Source organism: Cellulomonas edaphi (assembly GCF_030362815.1).
GTDB lineage: Bacteria > Actinomycetota > Actinomycetes > Actinomycetales > Cellulomonadaceae > Cellulomonas > Cellulomonas edaphi.
On record NZ_JAUCGR010000003.1, the window covers coordinates 79263 to 102250 of the forward strand.

Annotated in this window: 21 protein-coding genes; 6 read left to right on the top strand and 15 right to left on the bottom strand. The window is 73.5% G+C overall.

What is annotated here, in order from left to right:
• Window positions 1-87: 87 nt before the first annotated feature.
• The 3 genes from QRT05_RS11840 to mraZ form a co-directional block, all read right to left on the bottom strand.
• The gene (locus tag QRT05_RS11840) at window positions 88-501 is read right to left on the bottom strand and encodes a hypothetical protein (RefSeq protein ID WP_289447479.1); all 414 of its coding nucleotides are present in this window, start codon (window positions 499-501) and stop codon (window positions 88-90) included.
• The gene (rsmH, locus tag QRT05_RS11845) at window positions 498-1532 is read right to left on the bottom strand and encodes a 16S rRNA (cytosine(1402)-N(4))-methyltransferase RsmH (protein ID WP_289447480.1); all 1035 of its coding nucleotides are present in this window, start codon (window positions 1530-1532) and stop codon (window positions 498-500) included. Before rsmH ends, QRT05_RS11840 begins: the two co-directional genes overlap by 4 nt.
• A gap of 209 nt (window positions 1533-1741) precedes the next feature.
• A complete protein-coding gene (mraZ, locus tag QRT05_RS11850) occupies window positions 1742-2218 on the bottom strand; it encodes a division/cell wall cluster transcriptional repressor MraZ (protein ID WP_289447481.1) in 477 nt (158 codons plus the stop codon).
• Between the two features lie 369 nt (window positions 2219-2587).
• Between mraZ and QRT05_RS11855 the strand changes: the two genes are divergently transcribed.
• The 3 genes from QRT05_RS11855 to QRT05_RS11865 are packed head-to-tail and all read left to right on the top strand — an operon-like array spanning window position 2588 to window position 7169.
• Entirely contained in the window at window positions 2588-3589 is a 1002-nt protein-coding gene (locus QRT05_RS11855; RefSeq protein ID WP_289447482.1) for an AAA family ATPase, read from the top strand.
• Window positions 3589-4836: a DUF58 domain-containing protein gene (locus tag QRT05_RS11860; protein ID WP_289447483.1), complete on the top strand. Its 1248-nt coding sequence runs from the start codon at window positions 3589-3591 to the stop codon at window positions 4834-4836. Before QRT05_RS11855 ends, QRT05_RS11860 begins: the two co-directional genes overlap by 1 nt.
• Window positions 4833-7169: a transglutaminase family protein gene (locus QRT05_RS11865; protein ID WP_289447484.1), complete on the top strand. Its 2337-nt coding sequence runs from the start codon at window positions 4833-4835 to the stop codon at window positions 7167-7169. The genes QRT05_RS11860 and QRT05_RS11865 overlap by 4 nt, the downstream gene beginning before the upstream one ends.
• Here the strand turns inward: QRT05_RS11865 and QRT05_RS11870 are convergent.
• The 3 genes from QRT05_RS11870 to QRT05_RS11880 are packed head-to-tail and all read right to left on the bottom strand — an operon-like array spanning window position 7114 to window position 9384.
• Complete coding sequence (locus QRT05_RS11870; protein ID WP_289447485.1) at window positions 7114-7512, bottom strand: DUF3040 domain-containing protein; 399 nt, start codon at window positions 7510-7512, stop codon at window positions 7114-7116. The two genes, QRT05_RS11865 and QRT05_RS11870, sit on opposite strands and share 56 nt — an antisense overlap.
• Window positions 7513-7549: 37 nt before the next feature.
• Complete coding sequence (gene dinB / locus QRT05_RS11875; RefSeq protein ID WP_289447486.1) at window positions 7550-8869, bottom strand: DNA polymerase IV; 1320 nt, start codon at window positions 8867-8869, stop codon at window positions 7550-7552.
• The gene (locus QRT05_RS11880) at window positions 8866-9384 is read right to left on the bottom strand and encodes an SAV_6107 family HEPN domain-containing protein (protein ID WP_289447487.1); all 519 of its coding nucleotides are present in this window, start codon (window positions 9382-9384) and stop codon (window positions 8866-8868) included. The genes dinB and QRT05_RS11880 overlap by 4 nt, the downstream gene beginning before the upstream one ends.
• Window positions 9385-9537: 153 nt before the next feature.
• Between QRT05_RS11880 and QRT05_RS11885 the strand changes: the two genes are divergently transcribed.
• A complete protein-coding gene (locus QRT05_RS11885) occupies window positions 9538-10437 on the top strand; it encodes a spermidine synthase (RefSeq protein WP_289447488.1) in 900 nt (299 codons plus the stop codon).
• A 72-nt stretch (window positions 10438-10509) separates the two neighbouring features.
• On the opposite strand, the gene QRT05_RS11890 is transcribed toward QRT05_RS11885, so the two are convergent.
• The 5 genes from QRT05_RS11890 to QRT05_RS11910 all read right to left on the bottom strand — a co-directional run bounded on the left by QRT05_RS11890 (window position 10510) and on the right by QRT05_RS11910 (window position 15222).
• Complete coding sequence (locus QRT05_RS11890) at window positions 10510-10713, bottom strand: cold-shock protein (protein ID WP_289447489.1); 204 nt, start codon at window positions 10711-10713, stop codon at window positions 10510-10512.
• A gap of 176 nt (window positions 10714-10889) precedes the next feature.
• Complete coding sequence (locus QRT05_RS11895; protein ID WP_289447490.1) at window positions 10890-11825, bottom strand: PAC2 family protein; 936 nt, start codon at window positions 11823-11825, stop codon at window positions 10890-10892.
• 133 nt (window positions 11826-11958) lie between these two features.
• Complete coding sequence (locus QRT05_RS11900) at window positions 11959-12399, bottom strand: response regulator (protein WP_289447491.1); 441 nt, start codon at window positions 12397-12399, stop codon at window positions 11959-11961.
• Complete coding sequence (locus tag QRT05_RS11905) at window positions 12383-13936, bottom strand: sensor histidine kinase (RefSeq protein ID WP_289447492.1); 1554 nt, start codon at window positions 13934-13936, stop codon at window positions 12383-12385. The genes QRT05_RS11900 and QRT05_RS11905 overlap by 17 nt, the downstream gene beginning before the upstream one ends.
• Before the next feature lie 56 nt (window positions 13937-13992).
• Window positions 13993-15222 carry a PP2C family protein-serine/threonine phosphatase gene (locus QRT05_RS11910; RefSeq protein WP_289447493.1) on the bottom strand — a complete coding sequence of 410 codons (1230 nt, stop codon included), beginning with the start codon at window positions 15220-15222 and terminating at the stop codon, window positions 13993-13995.
• Between the two features lie 222 nt (window positions 15223-15444).
• On the opposite strand from QRT05_RS11910, the gene QRT05_RS11915 reads away from it, so the two are divergent.
• Window positions 15445-17718 (top strand): HelD family protein, encoded by a 2274-nt coding sequence (locus tag QRT05_RS11915; protein WP_407650338.1) that lies wholly within the window; start codon window positions 15445-15447, stop codon window positions 17716-17718.
• A 61-nt stretch (window positions 17719-17779) separates the two neighbouring features.
• A complete protein-coding gene (gene serA / locus QRT05_RS11920; protein WP_289447494.1) occupies window positions 17780-18979 on the top strand; it encodes a phosphoglycerate dehydrogenase in 1200 nt (399 codons plus the stop codon).
• 93 nt (window positions 18980-19072) lie between these two features.
• On the opposite strand, the gene QRT05_RS11925 is transcribed toward serA, so the two are convergent.
• From QRT05_RS11925 to QRT05_RS11940, 4 genes are all read right to left on the bottom strand, one after another.
• Window positions 19073-19261, bottom strand: a complete 189-nt coding sequence (locus QRT05_RS11925; RefSeq protein ID WP_289447495.1) for a DUF5302 domain-containing protein — start codon at window positions 19259-19261, stop codon at window positions 19073-19075.
• A 103-nt stretch (window positions 19262-19364) separates the two neighbouring features.
• Window positions 19365-21314, bottom strand: a complete 1950-nt coding sequence (locus tag QRT05_RS11930; RefSeq protein WP_289447496.1) for a S9 family peptidase — start codon at window positions 21312-21314, stop codon at window positions 19365-19367.
• 54 nt (window positions 21315-21368) lie between these two features.
• Window positions 21369-21863 (bottom strand): transcriptional regulator NrdR, encoded by a 495-nt coding sequence (gene nrdR / locus QRT05_RS11935; protein WP_289447497.1) that lies wholly within the window; start codon window positions 21861-21863, stop codon window positions 21369-21371.
• Window positions 21864-22259: 396 nt separating this feature from the next.
• A complete protein-coding gene (locus QRT05_RS11940) occupies window positions 22260-22676 on the bottom strand; it encodes a LysM peptidoglycan-binding domain-containing protein (protein ID WP_289447498.1) in 417 nt (138 codons plus the stop codon).
• Window positions 22677-22988 lie beyond the last annotated feature (312 nt).

The following is a 22988-nucleotide window of genomic DNA, read 5'->3' on the forward strand; positions in this document are numbered from 1 at the left end:
GGATCACCCGGGCAGGGCGCGGGGCGGGGGGCGGGCTCGCGGCGGGCGCGGTCACCCGCGTCCGCGGGCGCTCGGTGGTGGGGGCGCTCACTTCGACGCCTTCGGCACGCCCTGGACGCTGCCGTCGGCCAGGCGCACCCAGCCGGTCCCGGCTGCGGGCACCATGCCGAGCCGGCGCGCGGAGGCCGCCAGCTCCTCGGGCGACGACTTGTGGTCCAGCACCGCGACCAGGTCCTTCTGGTCCTGGTCCAGCCGGGCCAGCTCGTTGGTCAGGTCGTGACGCTGGTAGGCGTTCTGTGCCATCTGCGTGTTGAGCAGCAGCGCGGACAGCAGCGCAGCGGCGAGCACGGCCATGCACACGAGCACGAACGGCACGCGGGTGCGCGCCTGCGCGGGTGCCCGGACGACGCGCAGCCGGGGTGCGGGCGCGGCCTCGCGCTCGGGGCGGGGACGCGGGGCGAACGCGGGGGGCGCGACGCGGGCCGTGGCCTGGGCGCTCATGCGGTCCTCCTGCGGGTGCTGCGTGGTCGGGTCGGCTGCTCGAGGGTGCGGGGGCGCATGTGCGCCGGCGTGGGCCGGACCCGCTCCGCGGCCCGCAGGCGGACGGAGGCGGACCGCGGGTTCAGCTCGAGCTCGGCCTCGTCCGCCTCCTCCGCACCGCGCGTCACGAGGCGCAGGTACGGGGTGTGCGTCTCGGGCACCACGGGCAGGTCCGGCGGGGCGCTGGTGGTCGCGCCGGCGGCGAACGCCTGCTTGACGATCCGGTCCTCGAGCGACTGGTACGCCTCGACGACGATGCGGCCGCCGACGCCGAGCGCCTCGATCGACTCGGGCACGGCGCGCTCGAGTGTCTCCAGCTCGCCGTTGACCTCGATGCGCAGCGCCTGGAACGTGCGCTTGGCCGGGTGCCCCCCGACCTTGCGGTGGGCCGCCGGGATGCTCGCCCGGATGATGTCGACGAGCTCGCCGGACCGGGTCAGCGGCGCCTTGGTGCGCGCGGCGACGATGTTGCGCGCGATGCGCGGGGCGAACCGCTCCTCGCCGTACACGCGCAGGATGCGCGCGATCTCCCGCTCGTCGTACGTGTTGAGCACGTCCGCGGCCGTAGTCCCCTGCGTCGCGTCCATGCGCATGTCCAGCGGCGCGTCCTGCGCGTAGGAGAAGCCGCGGTCCACCTCGTCGAGCTGCAGCGACGAGACCCCGAGGTCCATGAGCACGCCCTGGACCGCGGGCACGCCCAGCTCGTCGAGCACCTCGCGGATCTCGTCGTAGACCGCGTGGACGCCGGTGAACCTGTCGCCGAACCGCTCGAGCCTGCGGCCCGCGAGCTCGAGCGCCTGCGTGTCGCGGTCGAGACCGATCACCCGCACGTGCGGGAACGCTGTCAGCACGCCCTCGGTGTGCCCGCCCATGCCTAGGGTCGAGTCGACCATGACGGCACCCTCGACCGCGAGCGCCGGCGCGAGCAGGTCCAGGCAGCGCTGGAGCAGGACGGGGACGTGGCGCTCGTCGGCCGGTCGCTCGTCGCTCACTGCGCCCCCCTCTCCTGCTCGCGAGTCCTGCGTCGTGCCTGCGTTGTGCCTGCGTCGTTCTCCGACGCCGGTTCCCTGCGTGAAAAGGTGTGGTCGAGCGGCCCCTCCGCCGTCCGACCAGATCCCCCACCGGCCCTCTGACGCGGGGAAGTGCGTCAGAGCGGACGGGAGGAGGTCTCACCGGGCGACGTGTCGCCGCGTGCACCACCTCAGAACGGCCCGTTCGGGAAGACCTCCTCGGTGGTGTCGGCGTAGCCGGACTCCTGCTCGGCCAGGTAGGTCTCCCATGCCTGCAGGTCCCAGATCTCGACCCGGGTCCCCGCACCGATCACGGCGACGTCCCGGTCGAGCCCGGCGTACTTGCGCAGCACCGGCGGGATGGAGATGCGGCCCTGCTTGTCGGGCAGCTCGTCGCTGGCGCCGGACAGGAACACGCGCAGGTAGTCACGGGCCTGCTTGCTCGTGACCGGCGCCTGCGCGAGCTGGCCGTGGTACCGACGGAACTCGTCCATCGGAAGCAAGAAGAGGCAGCGCTCCTGGCCGCGGGTCATGACCAGACCCGTTGAGAGCTGACCACGGAACTTGGCCGGAAGGATGAGCCGGCCCTTCTCGTCCAGACGCGGGGTGTACGTGCCGAGGAAGGGCGCGGACGAGCCGAAGAGGCCGGACGTCGCATCACTGGACACCCCGCCTCCCTCCCTTGTCTCGAGCTCGGCTCTCCCTGCCTCACCACGTGCCCCCACGGTACTCCACTTTCCTCCACTGGCAATCGTGCCGGGGCCCGAATTCACCCGTGTGCGCAGCATCTGCCCAGGTCATGTGCGGTGGTGGGAAGTGGAGGGGAAATGCACCGCGCGAACGCTCGGGCATGTCGTGCGCCGGCAGGGCGCGCGTCGTACCGCCGCATTCACGGGCAAACCGGACTCCGAACAGCGCCGACGCCCGCTCGGGGGGCGCCCCGGGGCGCGCGGTGGAGCGAAGTGGTGGGGTGAACTCCCTGCCGGGGTGGGCGGTCGGCACGTAGGCTCGTGGCAGTCCCGCCAAAGGAGGCGTTCATGCTGCAGGCCGTGCCCACGTCGAGCGAGCTCGACGACCTCGTCCAGACGATGCAGCGCATGAGCGCGGGGATCGGCCAGGTGGTCAGCGGCCGGCCGGAGCTGGTGCAGACGACGCTCGCCGTGCTGCTCGCCGAGGGGCACCTCCTGCTCGAGGACGTCCCGGGCGTCGGCAAGACCACGCTCGCCAAGGCGCTCGCCCGCTCGATCGACTGCCAGGTGGGGCGCATCCAGTTCACGCCGGACCTGCTGCCGAGCGACCTGACCGGCGTCAACATCTTCCGCAGCCAGACGCACGAGTTCGAGTTCCGGCCGGGCCCGGTGTTCGCGCACATCGTCATCGGCGACGAGATCAACCGCGCCTCGCCCAAGACGCAGTCGGCCCTGCTCGAGTGCATGCAGGAGGCGCAGGCCACGGTCGACGGGCACAGCTATCCCCTGCCGCGCCCGTTCCTCGTGGTCGCGACGCAGAACCCCGTGGAGATGGAGGGCACGTACCCGCTCCCCGAGGCCCAGCGCGACCGCTTCATGGCCCGCCTCACCGTGGGCTACCCCAGCATCGAGTCCGAGCTCGGGATGCTCGACATGCAGGAGTCGTCCGACCCGCTCGTCGACATGCGGCCGGTGACCGACGCCGCCCACGTCGCGCGCCTCGTCGACACCACGCGCCGGCTGTATGCCGCGCCGGGCGTGAAGCGGTACGTCGTCGACCTCGTCACGGCCACCCGCGAGGACCAGGGCCTGCGCCTCGGCGCCTCGCCGCGCGCCGCGATCCAGCTGCTCCGCGCCGCCAAGGGCGTGGCCGCGATGGCCGGCCGCGACCACGTGCTCCCCGACGACGTGCAGCAGCTGGCCGAACCCGTGCTGGCGCACCGCCTGCTGCCGAGCACCGAGTCGCGCCTGTCCGGCCGCGGCACCGACGCGATCGTCCGCGACATCGTGGCGCGCATCCCGTTGCCCACGCCCGTGCCCGCCTCCCGCGCCTCCCGCGCCATCGGCTGATGCGCCTGCGTCCCACCGCCCGTGGCTGGGGCCTGGCGGGCGTCGGCCTCGCGACCCTGGGCCTCGGTACGGGCATGGGGTCGACCGACCTGGTGCGGATCGCCGCGCTCGCGCTGCTCTGCGTCGGCGGTGCGGCGGCCGTCGTCGCCTGGCGCGACCCCGCTCGGGGACGCAGCCGGATCGACGTCGAGCGGCTGGTCATGCCGAACCCCGTGCACGCGGGGTCCGTCGTCGGGGTCGACGTCCACATCCGGGCGCACGACGTGGGATCACGCACGCGCCTGGCGGGCCTCCGGTTCGCCGAGCAGGCCGCGACCGAGCTCTCGGCCGGACGGCCGCTCAAGGCGCAGGTCTCCCGCGAGCGCGCGCACGTCACCGTGAGCTACACGGTCGAGGCCGCCCGCCGGGGCCGCTGGCCCATCGGCCCGCTCGTGGTCACGCGCTCGGACGTCTTCGGCACCGTCACCACCTCCACGACGCTCGGGGACAGCGCGGAGGTGCGCGTGTGGCCGACCATCGCGGCGCTGCCGACGCCGTCGGACGTGCTCGTGGGCGAGCCGGACCGGGTGGCCCTGGGTGCCCGGTCCCCCTCCACGGACGACGCGTCGCTGCGCGACTACCGCGAGGGCGACGACCTGCGCCGCGTGCACTGGAGCAGCAGCGCCCGCCGCGGCGCCCTCATGGTGCGGTCCGACGAGCGAGCCGGCATGCGTCCGGTCTCCGTGCTCATGGACCTGCCGCTGCGCAGCGCGGGTGCGCTCGAGTGGACCATCTCCGCCGGTGCCTCGATGGCGCTGGCGATGCTCGACGCGGGCCACCCGGTGCGGATGCTGGACGGCACGCACGTCTCGGCCGTCGGCACGCCGTTCGTGCACGCGCGCACGGACTCGGCGCGCAGCGCGCTCCTCGATCGCACGATCGACCTGGAACGGCCCCGCGCGGCCGCCGACGCCGAGAAGGCACTGATCGCCGCGGCCCACATGCTCGACAGCACCGAGGCCGGCGGGGAGATCGTGCTCGCCGTGCTGGGCGCCCTGAGCGTGCGCTCCCGCGAGGCCCTCGCGCACGTGGTCGATACGGCGCAGGGGTGGGCCATGGTCCGCTCGGACGGTTCGACGGCCGCCCGCCAGAGCGACGCCGAGCACACGGTCCGCGCCCTGCGGCGCGCGGGGTGGAGAGCCGTCATGGTCGAGCCGGGCGAGGACGTCGTCGGCGCCTGGACCCGGATGCTGGGGAGCGTGCGATGAGCGTCGTCACCCGACTGGCGCCGCGCGGTGGCCGCGCCGCGATCGCCACGGCCCTCGTGGCCGTCGGCACGTGCGCGAGCACCCTGGCGTTGGGCAACCTCCTGGACGGCACCGGCTCGCGTGGCGCGATCTGGATGGGCGTCGTCATGCTCGCCGCGCTCGTCGCGGGCGTGCGCTGGCTGACCCGCACGTGGTGGATCCCGTCCGCCGTCGGCGCCGTCGCCGCCCTGATCACCCTCGTCCTGCGCTACGGCGCGCCCCCCGGCCGGGTCCAGCTCGTGCCCGACCTGGACGCCTGGGACCGGACAACCTCGGCCTGGGGTGACGGACTGTCGATCATCAACTCGTCCGTCGTCCCCCTGACCGTCACACGGTCGGTCGAGCTCGTCATGCTGGTGGGCGCGCTGTCGGTGTTCCTGCTCGCGGACCTGCTCGCCGTCGCCCTCGGACGCGCGGCATGGGCGGGGCTCGTGTACGCCGCCATGTGGATCCCCGCGGTCTCACTGGGCTTCGGCATCGGTGCGGGCGCGCTGTTCTGGACCGGCGCGGCCTACCTGCTGCTGCTGGCGCTCACCGCGGCGCCGCACGCCGGCCGCGTCGAGCGCAGCAGGCTCGCGTCCGCCGCCGCGTGGTCGACGGCCGCCGTCCTGGTCGGCGCGGTCCTGCTGGGCCCCGTGCTCGCGGCCATCCCCGGCTGGTCCGCGATCAGGCTCCCGAGCTTCGGGAGCGGCTCGGCCGGGCCGGTGCGGCTCAGCGACCAGCTGGACCTGCGCCACAGCCTGGGCCAGCGCAGCGGGCAGACCGTGCTGACGTACTCGGTCACGGCCCCTGAGCCTGTGCAACCGGCCGACGAGGACGCGGCGTCGCCGAGCGCGTCGGCGAGCCCATCGGCGAGCCCGTCGGCGAGCCAGAGCCCGACGGGCCCGTCCGTGAGCGCCGGCAGCCTCGGGCCGCTGCGCGCCTTCACGCTCACGGAGTTCGACGGCCGCACGTGGACCCCCACGACGCCGACGGCCACGGGACCGGTCGTCCCGGGTGGCCTGCTCTCGCCCGACCCGCAGCTGGCCAACCAGCCGCCCAGCGCCGAGCGGGGGACGCTCGCTCGGGTCGACGTCAAGGTGGCCTCGCTGGACGAGGCCCGCCTCCCCATCGGGATCTTCCCCCGGACCGTCGACGTGCCCGGCCAGTGGCAGTACGACGCCGACCGCGACGAGGTGTTCGGGTCAGCGGCGACCTCCCCCGGGCTCGAGTACTCGATGGTCGTGGAGATGCCGAACCTCACCTCGAACGACCTCGCCGACGCCACGACGCCCGCTCCCGACGACGCGACCGCCTCCGGCGTGCTGGACGTCCCGGAGACCTCTCACCGCGACGACATCGCGGAGCTCGCCCGGGAGATCACCGCCGACGCGACCACGCCGTACCAGCGGGCGATGGACCTGCAGACGTACCTGCGCTCGACCGCCAACTTCACGTACGACGTGCGCGTGGCGCCCGCCAAGACCGACGACGCCGTGTGGGACTTCCTGCAGGACAAGCACGGGTACTGCGTGCAGTTCGCGACGACCATGACGATCATGGCGCGCACGCTGGACATCCCGGCGCGCGTCGGCATCGGCTTCCTGCCCGGCAAGTCGGACGGCGAGGGGTCGATCGTGGTCACGGGGAAGCAGGCTCACGCATGGCCCGAGCTCTACTTCGGGGACGACCTCGGCTGGGTGCGCTTCGAGCCGACTCCCGCGATCCAGTCCGGCGCCCCGCCGGTGTGGAGCGACCCGTTCCGCTCCTCCGACCAGGTCACGGGACCGGACGCGATCCGGCCCACCGGCCAGGCGCAGGCGCCGGGCAGCGACTCCACGTCCGAGCCGGAGCAGAGTTCGACGTCGACGCCGGCGCAGGGCACCAACTGGGTGCCCGTGGGCATCACCGTGGCGATCGTGCTGGCCCTGGCGACGATCGCCGCCGCCGTCGCCGTGGCGCACCGGCGCCGCCGGGTGGACCTCACGCCCGAGGCGGCGTGGAGCCGGCTGCGGCGCGCGCTGGGCTCGCGGGGGATCCGCTGGTCGGACGCCACCACGCCTCGTGCCGCCGTGGACCTGATCCAGGCGCAGCTGGTGGAGCGGAGCGAGCGCGGGCTCGAGGGCGGCGCTGCCGAGAGCCTGGTGTCGCTGTCACGCCTCGTCGAGGCCGACCGTTACGCGCCGAGCGCGCCCGATGTCGACCCGGAGGTGCTGGAGCGCGCGGTCCGCGAGATCACCCTCGCGGTGAAGGACCTGCTCAGCGACCGTCCTCGCCGCGACGCTTCTCCCAGCGCTCCTCGAGTCGGGTCATGAACCCGCGGTGAGCGCGGGGCGCCGGGGTGCGGCGCACGGTGCCGTCTGCGGCGACAACGCCCTGCGGGCCCGCCTGGCCACGATGCCGGCGGGGGTTGGCGAACGCGAACGCGACGGCCGCGAACATCACCACGAACCCGAGCACGCCCAGCAGCGGCTGGCTACCAGCGGCGCCGAACACGAGAAGAAGCAAGCCCACGACGGCACCGACCGACGCGATGACGTACCGGCCGGCGGCTCGGTGACCGTTGTGGGTCAACGTGTTCGCGAGACGCGGGTCGTCTGATGTGAGCTGTCGCTCCATCTGCTCGAGGACGCGCTGCTCGTACTCGGAGAGTGGCATCCCGACTCCTGTCGAACCTGATGGATCCGTATCAGGTTCAGGATAGATCGGCTGGTACGAAGGTGGTAGCCGAACGAGCCTCCGACGGGGGGCGAGATGTCGCTCCTGCCCGTATTGAGACCTTTCCGAAACGTTCGCGGACCACATCCATGGCCTTCTCGGCCTCACGACGGGCGCCGGGCACACCGAGCGCACGCCGCGTCGCCACCGCGACCCCCACGGAGACGGGCTCCGCCATGGCCTCCTCGAGCGTGGGCTGGCGCACCGAGTCCGCCACGGCTCCGAGCCCTTCCACGCGCACTCCCACGAGGCGCACGGGCAGACCGCCGAGATCGGCGGCAGCCAGCAGCTCGCGGGCGGCGAGGTAGATCTCCCGGCCGACGTCCGTCGGGGTCGACAGCGTGCGGGAACGGGTCAGGGTGCGGAAGTCGGAGGTGCGCACCTTGACGCTCACCGTGCGCCCGACCATGCCGCTCTTGCGCAGGCGCACCGCACAGCGGTCCGCGAGCTCCAGTGCCTTGCTCTGCACCACGTCGAGGTCGGCGACGTCCTCGACGAACGTCTCCTCCGCGCCGATCGACTTCTCGACGCGTCCCGGGCTCACCGGCCGCGGGTCACGGCCCCACGCCAGGTCGTGCAGGTGCGCGCCGGCCACCTTGCCCACGGCCCGCTGCACCGTGGCGACGTCGCTCGCGGCCAGCTCTGCCACCGAGTCGATCCCCGAGCGAGCCAGCGCCGCCTCCGTGCGCTCCCCCACGCCCCACAAGGCGCCGACCGGAAGCGAGTGGAGGAAGTCGACGGCCGCGGCGCGCGGGATGAGCAGCACACCGTCCGGCTTGGCGTGGCCGGAAGCGAGCTTCGCCACGAACTTGGTCGAGGCGATGCCGACCGAGCACGTCACGCCGTAGCGCTCGTGCACCCGGGCCCGGATCAGCGCCGCGATGGCGGTGGGCGGCCCGAGCCTGCGCCGCGCGCCTGCGACGTCCAGGAAGGCCTCGTCGACGCTGACCTGCTCCACGAGCGCGGTGATCTCGCCGAGGAGCTCCATGACGCCCACGGAGACCTCGTGGTAGGCGTGGTGGTCCGGCGGGATGACGACGGCCTGCGGGCACGTGCGCAGCGCGACGCTCATGGGCATGGCGGAGTGGACGCCGAACGCGCGCGCCTCGTAGGTCGCGGCCAGCACCACCCCGCGCTGGGCGCCCCCCACGATGACCGGAAGCCCTCGCAGCTGGGGGCGGCGAGCCAGCTCGACCGACGCGAAGAACGCGTCCATGTCGACGTGCAGGATCGAGCAGCCGTCCTCCTCGCGGCCCCAGTCGCGCCGCGCGGCAGCGGACCGCGGAGCTCGGCTCACGAGGCCCTCACAGCGAGCATCCCGCCGCGCGTCCGGGCGGCGGGACGCTCGGCTTCACCCAGGCTCGCCGCTCCCTCGTCGAGCACGAGGCGACGCACCTCGTCGACGAAGTCCTCGGCCGCGCACAGCGTCTGCTCGGCCCGCTCGCCGCTGACGACCTCGAACCGGCCGGCCTCGACCGCCGCCCTGGCGGACGCGCCGGCCGCGAAGTACTCGGACCACTCGTCCAGCTCGGGGGCGACCTCGTGCAGCATCGCCCAGACCGTGCGCGGGGCGCGGCGACCACCGGACGCGGCCCTGCTCGCCACGACGGCCGCGCCCGCGCGCACCGCGGCGAGGTGCGCGTGGCTGAACTGCTCCCACGCCTCGGACGAGTACTGGGCCGCCAGGAGCTCGGCGTCGGCGCGGTGCACCAGCTCGCGGGCACGCGGCGAGACGAGGGACCGCGTGACCGGGACGGGCCCGCGCGCGTCCCGCCTGTCCTGCACCTGCGTCACCACGTCGAGCGTCGCCATGACCCCACCTCCCGCACTCATCATCGAACAGATGTTCGATCGCGTCAACACCGGCCGCAGAGCCGCCAAGCCGCCGGAGCCCGGCCGTCCCGGGCCGCCGTCCTGCGCTGCGTCCTGCACGTGCATCCCTGACGCAGGCCGTACCGTGGCGCCATGGCTGCCCGCGACCGATCCACGCGACGGGCCTCAGCCTCGCACCGGGCACCCACACGGACGGCGGCAGCCTGGCCCGAGGGCCCGGTGCGCATCCCCACCGGGACGGTCGAGCTGGTGCGGGACCCCGACCAGCCGGACGGCGTCACCGTGCTGGTCAACGGCGTGCCCAGCTCCTACCTGGACCTGGCCCGCCCGGAGGTGCTGGCGTTCGAGTACATGCAGCAGATGGCCGCGGTGGTCGCACGGCTCGACGACGGCACCGGCCCCCTCGACGTGGTGCACCTGGGCGCCGCCGGCTGCGCACTGGCACGAGCTCTGCACGCCCTGCGCCCGGGCTCGCGGCACGTCGCCGTCGAGCTCGACACGGCACTCCCGGAGCTCGTGCGCGGCTGGTTCGACCTGCCGCGCTCCCCGGCGCTGCGGATCAGGGCCGGGGACGCCCGCGCGCAGCTGGCCACCATGCCGGAGGCCAGCGCCGACGTCGTGGTGCGCGACGTGTTCGCCGGCTCCGTGACGCCCGCGCATCTCGTGACCCGCGAGATGGCGGCCGAGGTCGTGCGCGTGCTGCGCCCCGGCGGGCTCTACCTCGTCAACTGCGCGGATCGGCCGCCGCTCGCGACCGCGCGCTGCGAGGTCGCCACGCTGCGCGACGCCTTCGTCGACGTGGCGGCGATCGCCGAGCCGGGCGTGCTGCGCGGGCGCGGCTACGGCAACCTCGTGCTGGCCGGCACCGACCGCACCGACGTGCTGGGGGCGCCGGCCCTCGCGCGCGCCGTGCGCAGCCTGCCCGCGCCGGCCCGGCTCCTGCACGGTGAGGAGCTCCTCACGTTCGCCGGGCGGTCCCCCGCGCTGCGCGACCCCGCGACCGACCCCGGCGCAGACCCAGGGACGGCGTAGGGCCGCTTCCCGACGCACGGGAAGCGGCCCTGCACGCGCCGACCGGCGTGAGCCGGTGGCGGTGGAAGTCGATCAGAGCGGGCGGACGTGCTCCGCCTGGGGGCCCTTGGGGCCCTGCGCGATGTCGAACTCCACCCGCTGGCCCTCGTCGAGCGAGCGGTAGCCCTGGGTGTCGATCGCCGAGTAGTGGACGAAGACGTCAGCGCCGCCACCGTCCTGGGCGATGAACCCGAAGCCCTTCTCGGAGTTGAACCACTTGACAGCACCCTGTGCCATGTCTTGCTTCCTTCTGTCCCACCGGTGACGACGACGGACCTTCTCCGCGCCCTGCCGCCTCGAGAGATCGAGTGCGACGCGCAAATAGTTGCACAGGGGTGTGGCGTACGCCACGGTTTCAGCCACCTGGGCGCCATGCTTCGACAACGATTGGGTAAACGTCGCCGCGTCGGGGGTCAGCCCGCGGGCGGCTCGTCGCCCTGCTGCGCGAGGAAGCGCTCGAACTCGGCGCCCAGCTCGTCGGCGGTCGGCAGGTCCGCGGAACGGGCCAGCAGGCTGCCCCGGCCCGAGCTGCGCGCGAAGGCGTCGTACTGCTCCTCGAGCGCGTGCACCACGCCCGCGACCTCCTCGGAGCCCGCGACCTGGCGCTCGATCTCGGCCGTGGCGTCCGTCGCGGCCGCCGTCAGCGCGGACGTGCGCAGGTCCAGACCGGTGGCCCGCTCGACGGCGTGCAGCGCAGCGATGCTGGCCTGCGGGTACGACGACTGGGTGAGGTAGTGCGGCACGTGCACGGCGAACCCCATCGCGTCGTGGCCCGACTCCCCCAGGCGCAGCTCGAGCAGCGAGCTCGCACTCGCGGGGACCTGGACGGTCCCGAACCACGAGGTGTGGTCGGCGACGAGCTCGGGCCGCGTCGCGTGCGCGGTGACCGAGGCGGGCCGCGTGTGCGGGATGCCCATCGGGATGCCGTGCACGCCGACCGTGAGGGACACGTCGAACCGCTCCACGATCTGGCGCACGGCCGCCACGTAACGCTCCCACTGCACGTCGGGCTCCGAGCCGTGCAGCAGCAGGAACGGCGTGCCCACCGCGTCCTGGACGAGGTCGACCACCAGCTCGGGCTCCTCGTAGGAGGCCCAGGTGGTCGCGTCGAAGGTCATGAGCGGGCGGCGCGAGCGGTAGTCGAGCAGCTGGTCGACGTCGAACGTCGCAAGGCGGCTGCTGGTCAGCTCCTCCGACAGGTGCTCGGCAGCGATCTGCCCGGCGTTGCCGGCGTCGATGAACCCACGCACGGCGTGCACCAGGACAGGGCCCTGACCGGCGGCCGTGCGAGCGTCCAGCTCGGCAGCCACCTCGGGGACGACGTCGTAGATCTCGCTGGGGTCAAGCATGCGTCGCGCACGCACCTCTCGTTCGTCCAGGGATGCCGGTCCAGGCACCCCCGTGCCCTCCGGCACACCTGCGTCAACACGACGAGCACGCGTCCTCTTCCCGCCGGCTGCGACGACTCGCAGCCGGCAGGGATCAGCGAGACGGGAGGCGGACGACCTCGACGAAGAACTCGTCGATCTGGCGCACCACGTCGATGAACCGGTCGAAGTCCACGGGCTTGGTCACGTAGGCGTTGGCGTGCAGCGAGTAGCTGCGCACCACGTCCTCCTCGGCCTCGCTGGTGGTGAGGACCACGACCGGGATCGAGCGCAGGCTGGCGTCGGCCTTGAGCGCCTCGAGCACCTCGCGCCCGTCCATGCGGGGCAGGTTGAGGTCGAGCAGCACCAGGTCGGGCGTGGGGGCGTCGGCGTGCTCGCCCTCCTTGCGCAGGAACGCCAGTGCGCTGACGCCGTCCGACACGACAGAGAGCCGGTTGGCGACCTTGTGCTCCGCGAACGCCTCGCGGGTCATCAGGACGTCGCCCGGGTCGTCCTCCACGAGCAGGACGTCGATGGGCTTACGAGCTTCCGTCACGGGTGACGCTCACTTCCTCGACCGGGTCTCGGTCGTTGGTCTGCGTCGACGGCAGGGTCCAGCGGATGCTGGTGCCCTCACCGGCGGGCGGTTCGATCCAGATGCGACCGCCATGGAACTCGACGATCTTCTTGCACAGGGCCAGGCCGATGCCCGTCCCCTCGTACACGTCCTTCGGGTGCAGCCGCTGGAAGATCACGAAGACCCGCTCCGCGTACTGCGCGTCGATGCCGATGCCGTTGTCGCGGCACTCCAGCTCCCACTCGCTCCGGCCCGAGTCTTGCACGAGCCGAGCGCTGAGGTGGATGTGCGGCACGCGGTCGGCGGCTCGGAACTTCACGGCGTTGCCGACGAGGTTCTGGAAGAGCTGGGCCAGCAGCGGCGCCTCGCCGCGCACGACGGGCAGCTCGTCGTGCGTCACGACGGCACCCGAGTCGGTGATCGCGTTCTCGAGGTTGCCCAGCGCGACGTCGAGCACCTCGTCCAGCGGGACGTCGGTCACCTCGCCGCCCACGCGGCCGACACGGCTGAACCCGAGCAGGTCCTGGATGAGGCGCTGCATGCGCTTGGCGCCGTCCACGGCGAACTCGATGTACTGGTCCGCCCGTTCGTCCATCTGCCCGCCGTAGCGCTTCTGCAGCAGCTGGGTGAAGCTCGCGATCTTCCGCAGCGGCTCCTGCAGGTCGTGCGAGGCCACGTACGCGAACTGCTCGAGGTCGCGGTTGGACCTGCGCAGCTCCTCGGCCTGCTCCTCCAGGAGCGCGTGCGAGGCCTCGACCGCCTCGACCTGCGTGAGCAGCGCGCCACGCATCCGCTCGACGTCCCGCGACAGGTCGGCGATCTCCCCGGGCCCGGTGGCGACGACCTCGTGGCGCAGGTCTCCCCCGGCCACGATCCGCGCGTCGCCGGCGAGCGCGTCCAGCGGCTCGACGACCCAACGACGCAGCGCCGTCCAGATCAGGATGCCGACCGTCACGGCCGCGACGGCGAGCAGCGCGACGACCGTCGACGCGTACCTCGTCCAGCGCGCCAGGTCGGCCGCGACGTCGCTGCGCGCACTCCGCACCTCGTGGGACAGGTGCTCGACCGCACCGCGGAAGGCGTCGAACTGCGCCTTGCCGGCCTCGACGTTCGCCAAGTCCACGGAGGAGGGGCCTTGCTCTCGCACCTGGGCGACCAGGGGTTCGGCGTAGTCGGTGATCCAGGCGTCGGCAGCCGCGTCCGCGGCCTGCGCCCTGGCGAGCAGCTCCGGGTCGGACACGACGTCCGACAGGTCCTCTGCGATCGCGACGAACGACGGGCGCTGCGCGAGCGACTGGACGTAGGGCGCCAGGATGTCCTCGTCGCCGGAGAGGGCGAAGCCGCGCAGCCCGGTCTCGGCGTCGACGTAGGTGATGAGTCCCTCCTCGACCGCGACCACGGCGGCGAAGATGTTCTTCGTGAGGGCGGCCTGCCGATCGGCCAGCTGCGCGAAGACGAGGCCCGCGGCGCCCAGCAGCAGCCCGAGCACCACGCCGGCGACGATCAGCAGGACCATCAGCCGCCGGCGCAGGGTGGCCCCGCGCGGCCCCGCGGGGCGCGGTGCGTCCGAGGTCACTCGCCCCACCCGAGCACGACGATCGCCGCGTCGTCCACGAGGTCGCCCCCGTGCAGCGCGCGCACGTCGCGCAGCACGCGGCCCACGAGATCGTCCTCCAGCCCGGCGGGGTCCGCCGCCGGGCGAGGGCCGGTCTCCGACGCCAGCACGCGGTCGACGACGCCGAGGAGGCCCGCCTTGCCCAGACGCTCGGGGCCCCCGCCGACGGTGGCCTCGAGCAGGCCGTCGGTGTACATCAGCAGGCGCCAGGACTCGCCGAGGTCGAGCACCTGGGCGTGCCAGGTGCCGCCCACGGGGATGCCGAGCGCGCGGCCACGCCGCGTGGTGGGCGGCAGCTCGGACGGGGGGCCCAGCACGAGCGGCACGGGATGGCCCGCGAGGTACATGTCCGCGGTCCGGCGACCGGGCGGGATGACGAACATGGCCACCGTCGTGAAGACCTCGGGACGCGGCCGCTCGGCCTCGAGCACCACCTCCAGCAGACCGAAGATGTCGGCGGGGCGCGTCCCGGTGAGCACCAGCGTGCGCCACGCGGTGCGCAGCGTGGCGCCCAGGGCGGCCTCGTCGGGCCCGTGACCACACACGTCGCCCACGATCGCGAGCACGGTGCCGTCCGGACGCTCGACGACGTCGTAGAAGTCGCCACCCAGCACGCCGTCGCGGCCCGCGCGGTACCCCACGCGCACCTCGAGGCGCTCGTCGCGGATCATGGGCGTGGGCAGCAGCGCGCGCTCGAGCCTGTTCGTCTCCTCGGCACGCACGAGGCTGCGGTACAGCTCGCGGTCGGTGGCCTCGAGCCGGCGGCGCTGGACCGCGTAGCGCACGGCCCGGCTCAGCCGGTGCCCGTCCACCTCGTCCTTGACCAGGTAGTCCTGCGCGCCCGCGGCGACGGCGAGCACGCCCGTGTCTCCCCCGGACTGGCCCGTGAGCACCACGACGGCCGGTGCGCCGGCCGCCAGCAGCCGCTCGAGCGCGGGGATGCCGGTCGCGTCGGGGAGGCCGAGATCGAGCAGGACGCAGTCCACGTCGAGCGACGCGACGGCCTCGTCGAGAGTGCGCACCCACGTCAGAGCCACGTCCAGCCCGGCGTCCTGCAGGTGCTCGGAGACGAGGACGGCGTCGCCGTCGTCGTCCTCGACGAGCAGCAGCCGGATCTGGCGGTCGTCGTCCACGGTCGAGCGCGGGCGGTCACGCACGGGACCGGTCGCGGCAGGTGCGTCCGTCACGGTCGTCCTCTCTTTCGGGCAACCGAAAGCGTACGGCCCCGTTCGGGTGACCGCGTACCGACCACTCGAACGGCCCTACGCCCGCGCGGCCGACGCGGAGCGCCCTGCGAGGGCGGATAATGGACGGCCGCTCCGCGCACCTTGCTCACGAGTACCCCGCACGCACCTGGCCCGCTCAGAGGTGCGCAGGCGGCGAGGAGCAGACCGCACAGTGGCTCGACGATGGTCCGTGGACAGGAGAACGCGCACGTGACAGGCACGAACGATGAGCTGGCCGGCGAGCAGAAGACGGTCGACATCATGTACGCGCGCCTCGACGAGCTGCGGGCGGGCACGCGAGAGCGCCTGGCCGAGGTGCGCCGCACAGGCCCCGCGGGATCGCCGCAGAACCGCTCCGAGCGCGACGCCTTCGCGACGCTCTACGAGGACCGCGTGGCGCAGCTCGAGGCCGTCGAGGAGCGCCTGGTCTTCGGTCGCATCGACCTCGAGGACGACACCCGGCGCTACATCGGACGCATCGGCCTGACCGACGACGAGCAGACGCAGCTGCTGACGGACTGGCGGGCGCCCGCCGCGCAGGCGTTCTACCGCGCGACGGCGGCACACCCCGACGGGGTCGTGCGGCGGCGGCACGTGGTCACGCGGGGCAGGACCGTCACCAGCGTCGAGGATGAGGTCCTCGACCTCGACCTGCTGACCGACGACGACGAGGGCCGCTTGACCGGGCTGTCCGGCGAGGGCGCGCTGCTCGCGGGACTGCGGGCCGGCCGCACAGGCCGGATGGGCGACATCGTCGCCACCATCCAGGGCGAGCAGGACGCCATCATCCGGTCCGAGCTGGGCGGCGCGCTCGTCGTGCAGGGCGGGCCCGGCACCGGCAAGACGGCCGTGGCGCTGCACCGCGCCGCGTACCTCCTCTACGCCCACCGCCGGATGCTCGAGCGCTCGGGCGTGCTGCTGGTGGGGCCGAGCCGCACGTTCCTGCGCTACATCGACCAGGTCCTGCCGTCCCTGGGTGAGACCGGCGTGGTGACCACCACGATCGCCGAGATCGTCCCGGGTGTGCTCGCCACCGGCGACGAGCCCGAGCACGTCGCCGAGATCAAGGGCCGCGCGTCCATGGCGGCGGTCATCGCCCGCGCCGTCCGCGACCGTCAGCGCGTCCCTGCCCAGGCCGCCACCGCGCGCATCGACGGCATCGCGGTGGAGATCCGCCCGGGCGACGTCGCCTCGGCGATCAACCGGGCCCGGCGCCAGCACCGGCCGCACAACCAGGCTCGGGTCACGTTCGTGCGCGACATGCTCGGGCGCCTCGCCGACCAGTACGCAGCTCAGCTGGGCTGGGAGGTGCAGCCCGACGAGCGCGCGGAGATCATCGGCGAGCTGCGCGCGGACCGGGACGTCCGCGTCGCGCTGAACCTCGCGTGGATGCCGCTCACGCCGCAGAAGCTCCTGGCAGACCTCTACGCCAAGCCCTGGCGCTTGGCCTCCGCGGCACCCGACCTCACCGAGCGGGAGCGCGCCCTGCTGGCGCGAGACGCGGACGCGCCGTGGACCGCGGCCGACGTCCCCCTGCTCGACGAGGCCGCCGAGCTGCTCGGCGAGGACGACCAGGCGGCCCGCGCGCTGGCCCGCGCCGCGGCAGAGCAGCGGGCCACCGAGGTGGCGTACGCGCGCCAGGTGCTGGAGTCGACCGGGTCGGGCGCCCTGGTGTCCGCCGAGCTTCTCGCGGACCGCTTCGCCGGCTCCGGACCGGCCATGACGACGGCGGAGCGTGCGGCGAACGACCGGTCCTGGACGTACGGCCACGTGGTCGTCGACGAGGCGCAGGAGCTGTCCGCGATGGCGTGGCGGGCGCTGCTGCGCCGCGTGCCGACCCGCTCGCTCACGATCGTGGGCGACGTCGCCCAGACGAGCGCCTCGGGCGGGGCGCGCAGCTGGGCGCACATGCTGGACCCGGTGCTGCAGGGCTCCTGGCGCCTCAACGAGCTGACCGTGAACTACCGGACGCCCGCAGCGGTCGCGGATGCCGCGGTGCGGATGGCCACGGCCGCCGGGCTGCCCATCAGCCCCCTCACCTCGGCACGCGAGGTGGACGACGCCCTGGTGCTCACGCACGCCACGCCCGGCGAGCTCCTCCCGGCGGTCGCGAGTCGCGCGGGCGAGGCGGTCGCGTCGGTGACGGACGACATCGGCGCGGGCCGGGTGGCCGTCGTGGCGACGACGGCGACGCTGGACACGGTCCGGGACGCGCTCGTCGCGGCCGGCCTGTCCCCGGCGGTCGGGCAGGCCACCCTCGCTGCGGACCTCGACGCCCCGCTCGTGCTGCTGACGCCGCGCGAGGCGAAGGGGCTCGAGTTCGACGCGGTGGTGCTGGTCGAGCCTGCCGACGTCCTCGCCGAGTCCGCGGGCGACCTGTACGTCGCGATGACGCGCCCGACACGCGTGCTGCACGTGGTGCACGCGCTCGACCTGCCCGCCGGGATCGCGTCCTGACCGGCTGTCCGAGGGTCGGACACCCCTGTGCCCGGCCCTCGGACAGGCGCACGATGGGCCCGTGCCCAAGGCCCTGCTGCTCGAGAACCTCCACCCCCAGTCGCACGCCATCCTCGCCGAGGCCGGCTTCGACGTCGTCACGCGCACGGGCGCGCTCGACGAGTCCGAGCTGATCGAGGCGCTCGACGGGGTGCACCTGCTCGGCATCCGCTCCAAGACCCAGGTCACGGCGGCGGCGATCGAGCAGGCCTCCGACCTGGTCGCGATCGGTGCGTTCTGCATCGGCACCAACCAGATCGACCTCGCCGCGGCGGCCACGCGCGGCGTCGCGACGTTCAACGCGCCCTTCTCCAACACGCGCTCCGTCGTCGAGATCGCGATCGCCGAGATCATCGCGCTGACCCGGCGGCTGACCGAGTTCGACAAGCAGATGCACGACGGCGTGTGGAACAAGTCGGCGGTCGGCGCGCACGAGGTCCGTGGTCGCACGCTCGGGATCATCGGCTACGGCAACATCGGCACGCAGCTGTCCGTCCTCGCCGAGAACCTCGGCATGTCCGTCGTCTTCTACGACACGGCGGAGAAGCTGGCGCTCGGCAACGCCCGTCGCATGCACACGCTCGACGAGCTGCTCGAGACGTCCGACGTCGTCACGCTGCACGTGGACGGCCGCTCGGGCAACGCCGGGCTGTTCGGCGCCAAGCAGATCGCGCGCATGAAGCCCGGCGCGGTGCTGCTCAACCTGTCCCGCGGGTTCGTGGTGGACCCCGCGGCCCTGCGCGACGCGATTGTCTCGGGCCACCTGTCCGGCGCCGCGGTCGACGTGTTCCCGGTCGAGCCCAAGCGCAAGGGGGACCCGTTCGAGTCGGAGCTGCGCGGCCTGCCGAACGTCATCCTCACGCCCCACACGGGCGGTTCCACCGAGGAGGCGCAGGAGGCGATTGGCCAGTTCGTGGCGCACAAGCTGCGGGACTACATCGCGACCGGCTCCACCACGCTGTCCGTGAACCTCCCCAACGTCGCGCTGGACCAGCACCCCGGCGTGCACCGGCTCGCGTACCTGCACCACAACGTCCCCGGCGTGCTCGCCGGCATCAACGCGACCCTCGCGGAGCACGGTGTCAACATCGAGGGCCAGCTGCTGGCCACGCGCGGCGACATCGGCTACGTGGTCACCGACGCCGGCTCCGCGGTCGACCCGGCCGTGGTCGCGGCGCTCTCGTCGCAGCCCGAGGCGATCCGGCTGCGCGTCCTGTCCTGACGTTCGACGCCTGACCCTCGACGCCTGACCTTCGACGCCGAACGGCCTGTCCCCCGCGGTGGGGACAGGCCGTTCGTTCGTCTGCCGGTGCCGTCAGGCCGAGCCCGACTTGCGCTGGAACCGCCGCTGCGACGGGCCCGCGGTCTCGGAGCCGTGCACCTGACCGGTGTTCGCCGTCCCGTCCGCGGTGCGGTGGCTCGCCGACTTCTTGCGATCCAGCGCCTCGCGGAACTTGGCCTTGGCGTCCTCGCTCACGGCTCCTGCCTTGTCGTCCTGCGCCATGGCGTCTCCTTCGTCCGTCGGTGCTGCCCGCAGCGCGCGGGCACCCCCAGCCTGGCCGATGCCGGCGCCCGACGCCAGCGAGTTCCGCGGCGGGCCGGCGTCGTCAGGCGACGGGCAGCCGCGCCGCCCACCAGGCCAGGACGTGCTCGAAGCGCGCCTGACGGTGCCGCGGCCGGCCGGATCGCGTCAGCTCGTGCCCCTCGCCGGGGAACAGCAGCAGCTCGGCATGCACGCCGCGTCGCCGGAGCTCGACGAACCACCGCTGGCCCTGCTCGACCGGGCAGCGCCAGTCCTGCTCGGAGTGGATCACCAGCGTCGGCGTGCTCACCTCGCCGACGTGCGCCATCGGGGACTGCGCGGCGACCGCGGCGGGGTCCTCCCCCAGGTACGCACCGCCGAAGAACCAGCCGATGTCGCTCGAGCCGACGAAGCTCACGGGGTCGAGGAACCCCCGCTCGACGATGGCGGCCGCGAAGCGGTCGGTTCGGGTGGTCAACCAGGCGGTCATGTACCCGCCGTAGGACCCGCCCATCACACCGACGCGCGAGGCGTCCAGCCTGGGGTCGCCCAGCGCCGCGTCGAGCAGCGCGAGCACGTCGTCGGCGTCCACGGTGCCGAACCGCTGCGCGATGGCCAGCCCGTGGTCGCGGCCGTAGCCCGACGATCCGCGTGGGTTGCCGTGGACCACGGCGTACCCCGCCTCGACGAGCACCTGGACCTCGTCGAACAGCGCGTGCGTGTACTGCGCGAACGGTCCGCCGTGGATCATGAGGATCGTCGGGTACGGCCCCTCGCCGTAGCGCGCCGGGTCGGGCGTGGTGAGCCAGCCGTGCATCGGGTAGCCGTCGGGGGCCGTCGCGGTCAGCTCGACGCCCTGGCGTGTGCGGCCCGTTGCTCGCAGCGGCGCCGAGAAGTCGGTGAGGGGCTCCTCGGAGCCCACGAGGACGAGCTCGCCCGCGTCGCCCGCTGCGGCACGCACCGCGACCAGCGCGCCACCTCCCGACCCGGCCGCGGTGACCACCACCGGGCCCGACACGAGGTCGGTCATGGCACCTACGACGTCGACCCGCACGAGGTGCACGGCCCCGCGGCGCTGGTCCGCCACCACGGGGCGGCCGTCGTGCTCGACGAGCAGCTCGGGCAGCAGGTCCACGGTGTCGGGGTCGGTGAGCCGACGCGGCGCACCTCCCTCGGCGAGCGACAGCTCGAACAGCCCGCTCTGCGAGGCGACGAAGTCCAGGCCCGTGTCTCCGAGGTCCGAGGCGACGAACCACAGCAGCGAGCCGTCCGCCGCGGCACGGACGGTGGAGACGTCCAGCGTCGAGCCCTGGTCCGCGTCCGTGAGCGGGGTGGGCTCCTCCGGGAACCGGGCGTCGACTCGCACGACGTCGCTGCGCAGGTCCACCTCGCGCGAGGCGTGCCGCGCCATGGTCGCGGCCAGGGCCGCGTCGTCGAGCCAGGTGAAGGTGCCGACGCCGTCGGGGCCGCTGGTCAGCGCGGTCGCCGACGGCACGCCGTCGATGGCGACCGCCGCGTCGGGGGCAGGCAGGTCGAGCACGAACAGGTGCTGGGGGCGGTCGCGCACGAAGCCGATGCCGTCGGCGCGGTAGCGCAGCTCCGTGATGTGCCGCGGCGCCTCGGCGGCGGGGCTCCCGTCCGGCTCGTACCTGCCCGGCTCGGGCACGCGCGCGAGGAAGGCGATGCGGGTGCCGTCCGGCGAGAACACGGGGCTGGCGGCGCCGAGCGGCGCGTCCGTGAGCGCGACCGGCTCCCCGCCGGTCGCCTCGACGAGGAAGACCTGCGGCTTGCCGTCCTTCTCCGCACGGCAGAACGCGACCCACCGCCCGTCCGGCGAGACCGCGGGGGCCGTGTCCCGGAACCCGCGGGTGAGGGGCCGCGGCGCGGCGCCGTCGAGCGGCACGGTCCAGAGCGAGCCGCGGTACTCGTCGGCCTCGAGATCCGGATGGACCACCGAGACGATCGCGGCGGAGCCGTCGGGGAGCACCGCGGGGGTGCCGGGGACATGGAGGAGCGCAAGATCGTCAGGGATCACCGCACGACCGTACGCCGGTCCTGCGTGCCGCACCGCATCCGTGGGCGCGCGCGGTCAGGACGTCGTGGCCGAGTCCTCGAGCGTGTCGTCCTCGTCGTGGTCGACGTGGCCGGCGCGCAGCACCGTGATGGCGGCCTCGAAGTCCTCGAGGGACTCGAACGCCTGGTACACGCTGGCGAACCGCAGGTAGGCGACCTCGTCGAGCTCGCGCAGCGGCACGAGGATCGCGAGGCCGATCTCGTACGCGTCGATCTCCGCCGACCCCGACGAGCGCAGAGTCTCCTCCACCTTCTGGGCCAGGATGGCGAGGTCGTCCTCGCTCACCGGACGGCCCTGGCAGGCCTTGCGGACGCCGCCGACGATCTTGTCGCGGCTGAACGGCTCGGTCGCGCCCGAGCGCTTCACCACCGACAGGCTCGTCGTCTCCACGGTCGTGAACCGCCGGTTGCAGTTGGGGCACTGGCGGCGGCGACGGATGGAGGCGCCGTCGTCGGACGTCCGCGAGTCGACGACTCGCGAGTCCGGGTGACGGCAGAACGGACAGTGCACGGAGCATCCCCTTCGGGCCGGTGCGCAGGATCGTGCGACGGGCTGCCGCGCCGGGCGGCGCGCCGCGTGTGCGCCCCCGTGACGCTAGGCCAACGCCGCACGGCCTCGCAAGGCGACGTGCACAGGCCTCGGGGCGGCCGCCTGAGCGACCGCCCCGAGGTGGGACGCCCCCATCCCTGCGGCGTCGACTCGCCTCGACGCCGCGTGGTGCTGCGGATGAGCGGAAGACCGTAGGCCCCCTGGCTCCCGCGCTTCTCGTGAGCCCCCCAGCTCGCCGAAGAAGGTAAGCCTAACCTAGCCTTTGGGTCGCCCCGATGGCAACCGGGTGGTCCGCTCACCGCGCGCACGACGCCCGCTCGCCGCGCCCACGCACCACTCTCGTGCGCAGCGCGAAGGTCAGCCGTGCGTCGGCACCAGGATCGTCTGACCGGCCATCAGCTCCGCGCTCGGCAGGTTGTTGAGGCGCACCATCTCGGTGACGGCCTTGCCCACGGACTCGCCCGGCGAGACGGCCTCCGCGGCGATGCCCCAGAGGGTCTCGCCGGCCACCACCTGATGCTCGACCACGGAGCGCGAGCTCGCCGGCGGCTCGGCGAGAGCCTGCCCGCCGAGCATCACGACGAGTGCGCCCATGAGGGCCGCGACGACGACAACCACGGCACGACCGCGGTGCGTCAGCGCGAGGCCGCGCACACCGGGGCGGGCCGCACCGGCGGGCTCCGCTGAACGCGCAGGCTGTGCCGGGCGCGCCTGGCGCACGGGGCGCAGCGGCTGTGCCGAACGGAGCTGCGGGCCCATCGCGATCGCACTCATGTGTCTCCACCTTTCGCGTCCCCGGCCGGGAGCCGCTGCTCCCGCCCGGTGCTCGGTCGTCTCCCGACCGAACGTATGTACGTCGAACGTCTGTACGATGTCTACCAGTCGGCACCGACACGTGTCGAGCGCTCGTCGAACAGATGTTTGAAATCAGGTCCGCGGTTCCCTAGGCTGGCCGCGTAGGTACAGCGCACCATCGACCACTGACACGGCCGGGGGGCGGGCGTCCCAAGGGGGTCTGACCAGTGAGAACACGCGTGGCCAGACCAGCACCGCAGAGACGCGAGAACCGCAGACAGACCAGCACCG

What these genes read in the sequence shown, in the direction of transcription:
- QRT05_RS11840 (WP_289447479.1), bottom strand. Translation starts at nt 501, where the DNA reads ATGAGCGCCCAGGCCACGGCCCGCGTCGCGCCCCCCGCGTTCGCCCCG.
- QRT05_RS11855 (WP_289447482.1), top strand. Translation starts at nt 2,588, where the DNA reads ATGCTGCAGGCCGTGCCCACGTCGAGCGAGCTCGACGACCTCGTCCAG.
- QRT05_RS11860 (WP_289447483.1), top strand. Translation starts at nt 3,589, where the DNA reads ATGCGCCTGCGTCCCACCGCCCGTGGCTGGGGCCTGGCGGGCGTCGGC.
- QRT05_RS11865 (WP_289447484.1), top strand. Translation starts at nt 4,833, where the DNA reads ATGAGCGTCGTCACCCGACTGGCGCCGCGCGGTGGCCGCGCCGCGATC.
- QRT05_RS11870 (WP_289447485.1), bottom strand. Translation starts at nt 7,512, where the DNA reads ATGCCACTCTCCGAGTACGAGCAGCGCGTCCTCGAGCAGATGGAGCGA.
- QRT05_RS11880 (WP_289447487.1), bottom strand. Translation starts at nt 9,384, where the DNA reads ATGGCGACGCTCGACGTGGTGACGCAGGTGCAGGACAGGCGGGACGCG.
- QRT05_RS11885 (WP_289447488.1), top strand. Translation starts at nt 9,538, where the DNA reads ATGGCTGCCCGCGACCGATCCACGCGACGGGCCTCAGCCTCGCACCGG.
- QRT05_RS11890 (WP_289447489.1), bottom strand. Translation starts at nt 10,713, where the DNA reads ATGGCACAGGGTGCTGTCAAGTGGTTCAACTCCGAGAAGGGCTTCGGG.
- QRT05_RS11895 (WP_289447490.1), bottom strand. Translation starts at nt 11,825, where the DNA reads ATGCTTGACCCCAGCGAGATCTACGACGTCGTCCCCGAGGTGGCTGCC.
- QRT05_RS11905 (WP_289447492.1), bottom strand. Translation starts at nt 13,936, where the DNA reads ATGGTCCTGCTGATCGTCGCCGGCGTGGTGCTCGGGCTGCTGCTGGGC.
- QRT05_RS11915 (WP_407650338.1), top strand. Translation starts at nt 15,445, where the DNA reads ATGGTCCGTGGACAGGAGAACGCGCACGTGACAGGCACGAACGATGAG.
- QRT05_RS11925 (WP_289447495.1), bottom strand. Translation starts at nt 19,261, where the DNA reads ATGGCGCAGGACGACAAGGCAGGAGCCGTGAGCGAGGACGCCAAGGCC.
- QRT05_RS11940 (WP_289447498.1), bottom strand. Translation starts at nt 22,676, where the DNA reads ATGAGTGCGATCGCGATGGGCCCGCAGCTCCGTTCGGCACAGCCGCTG.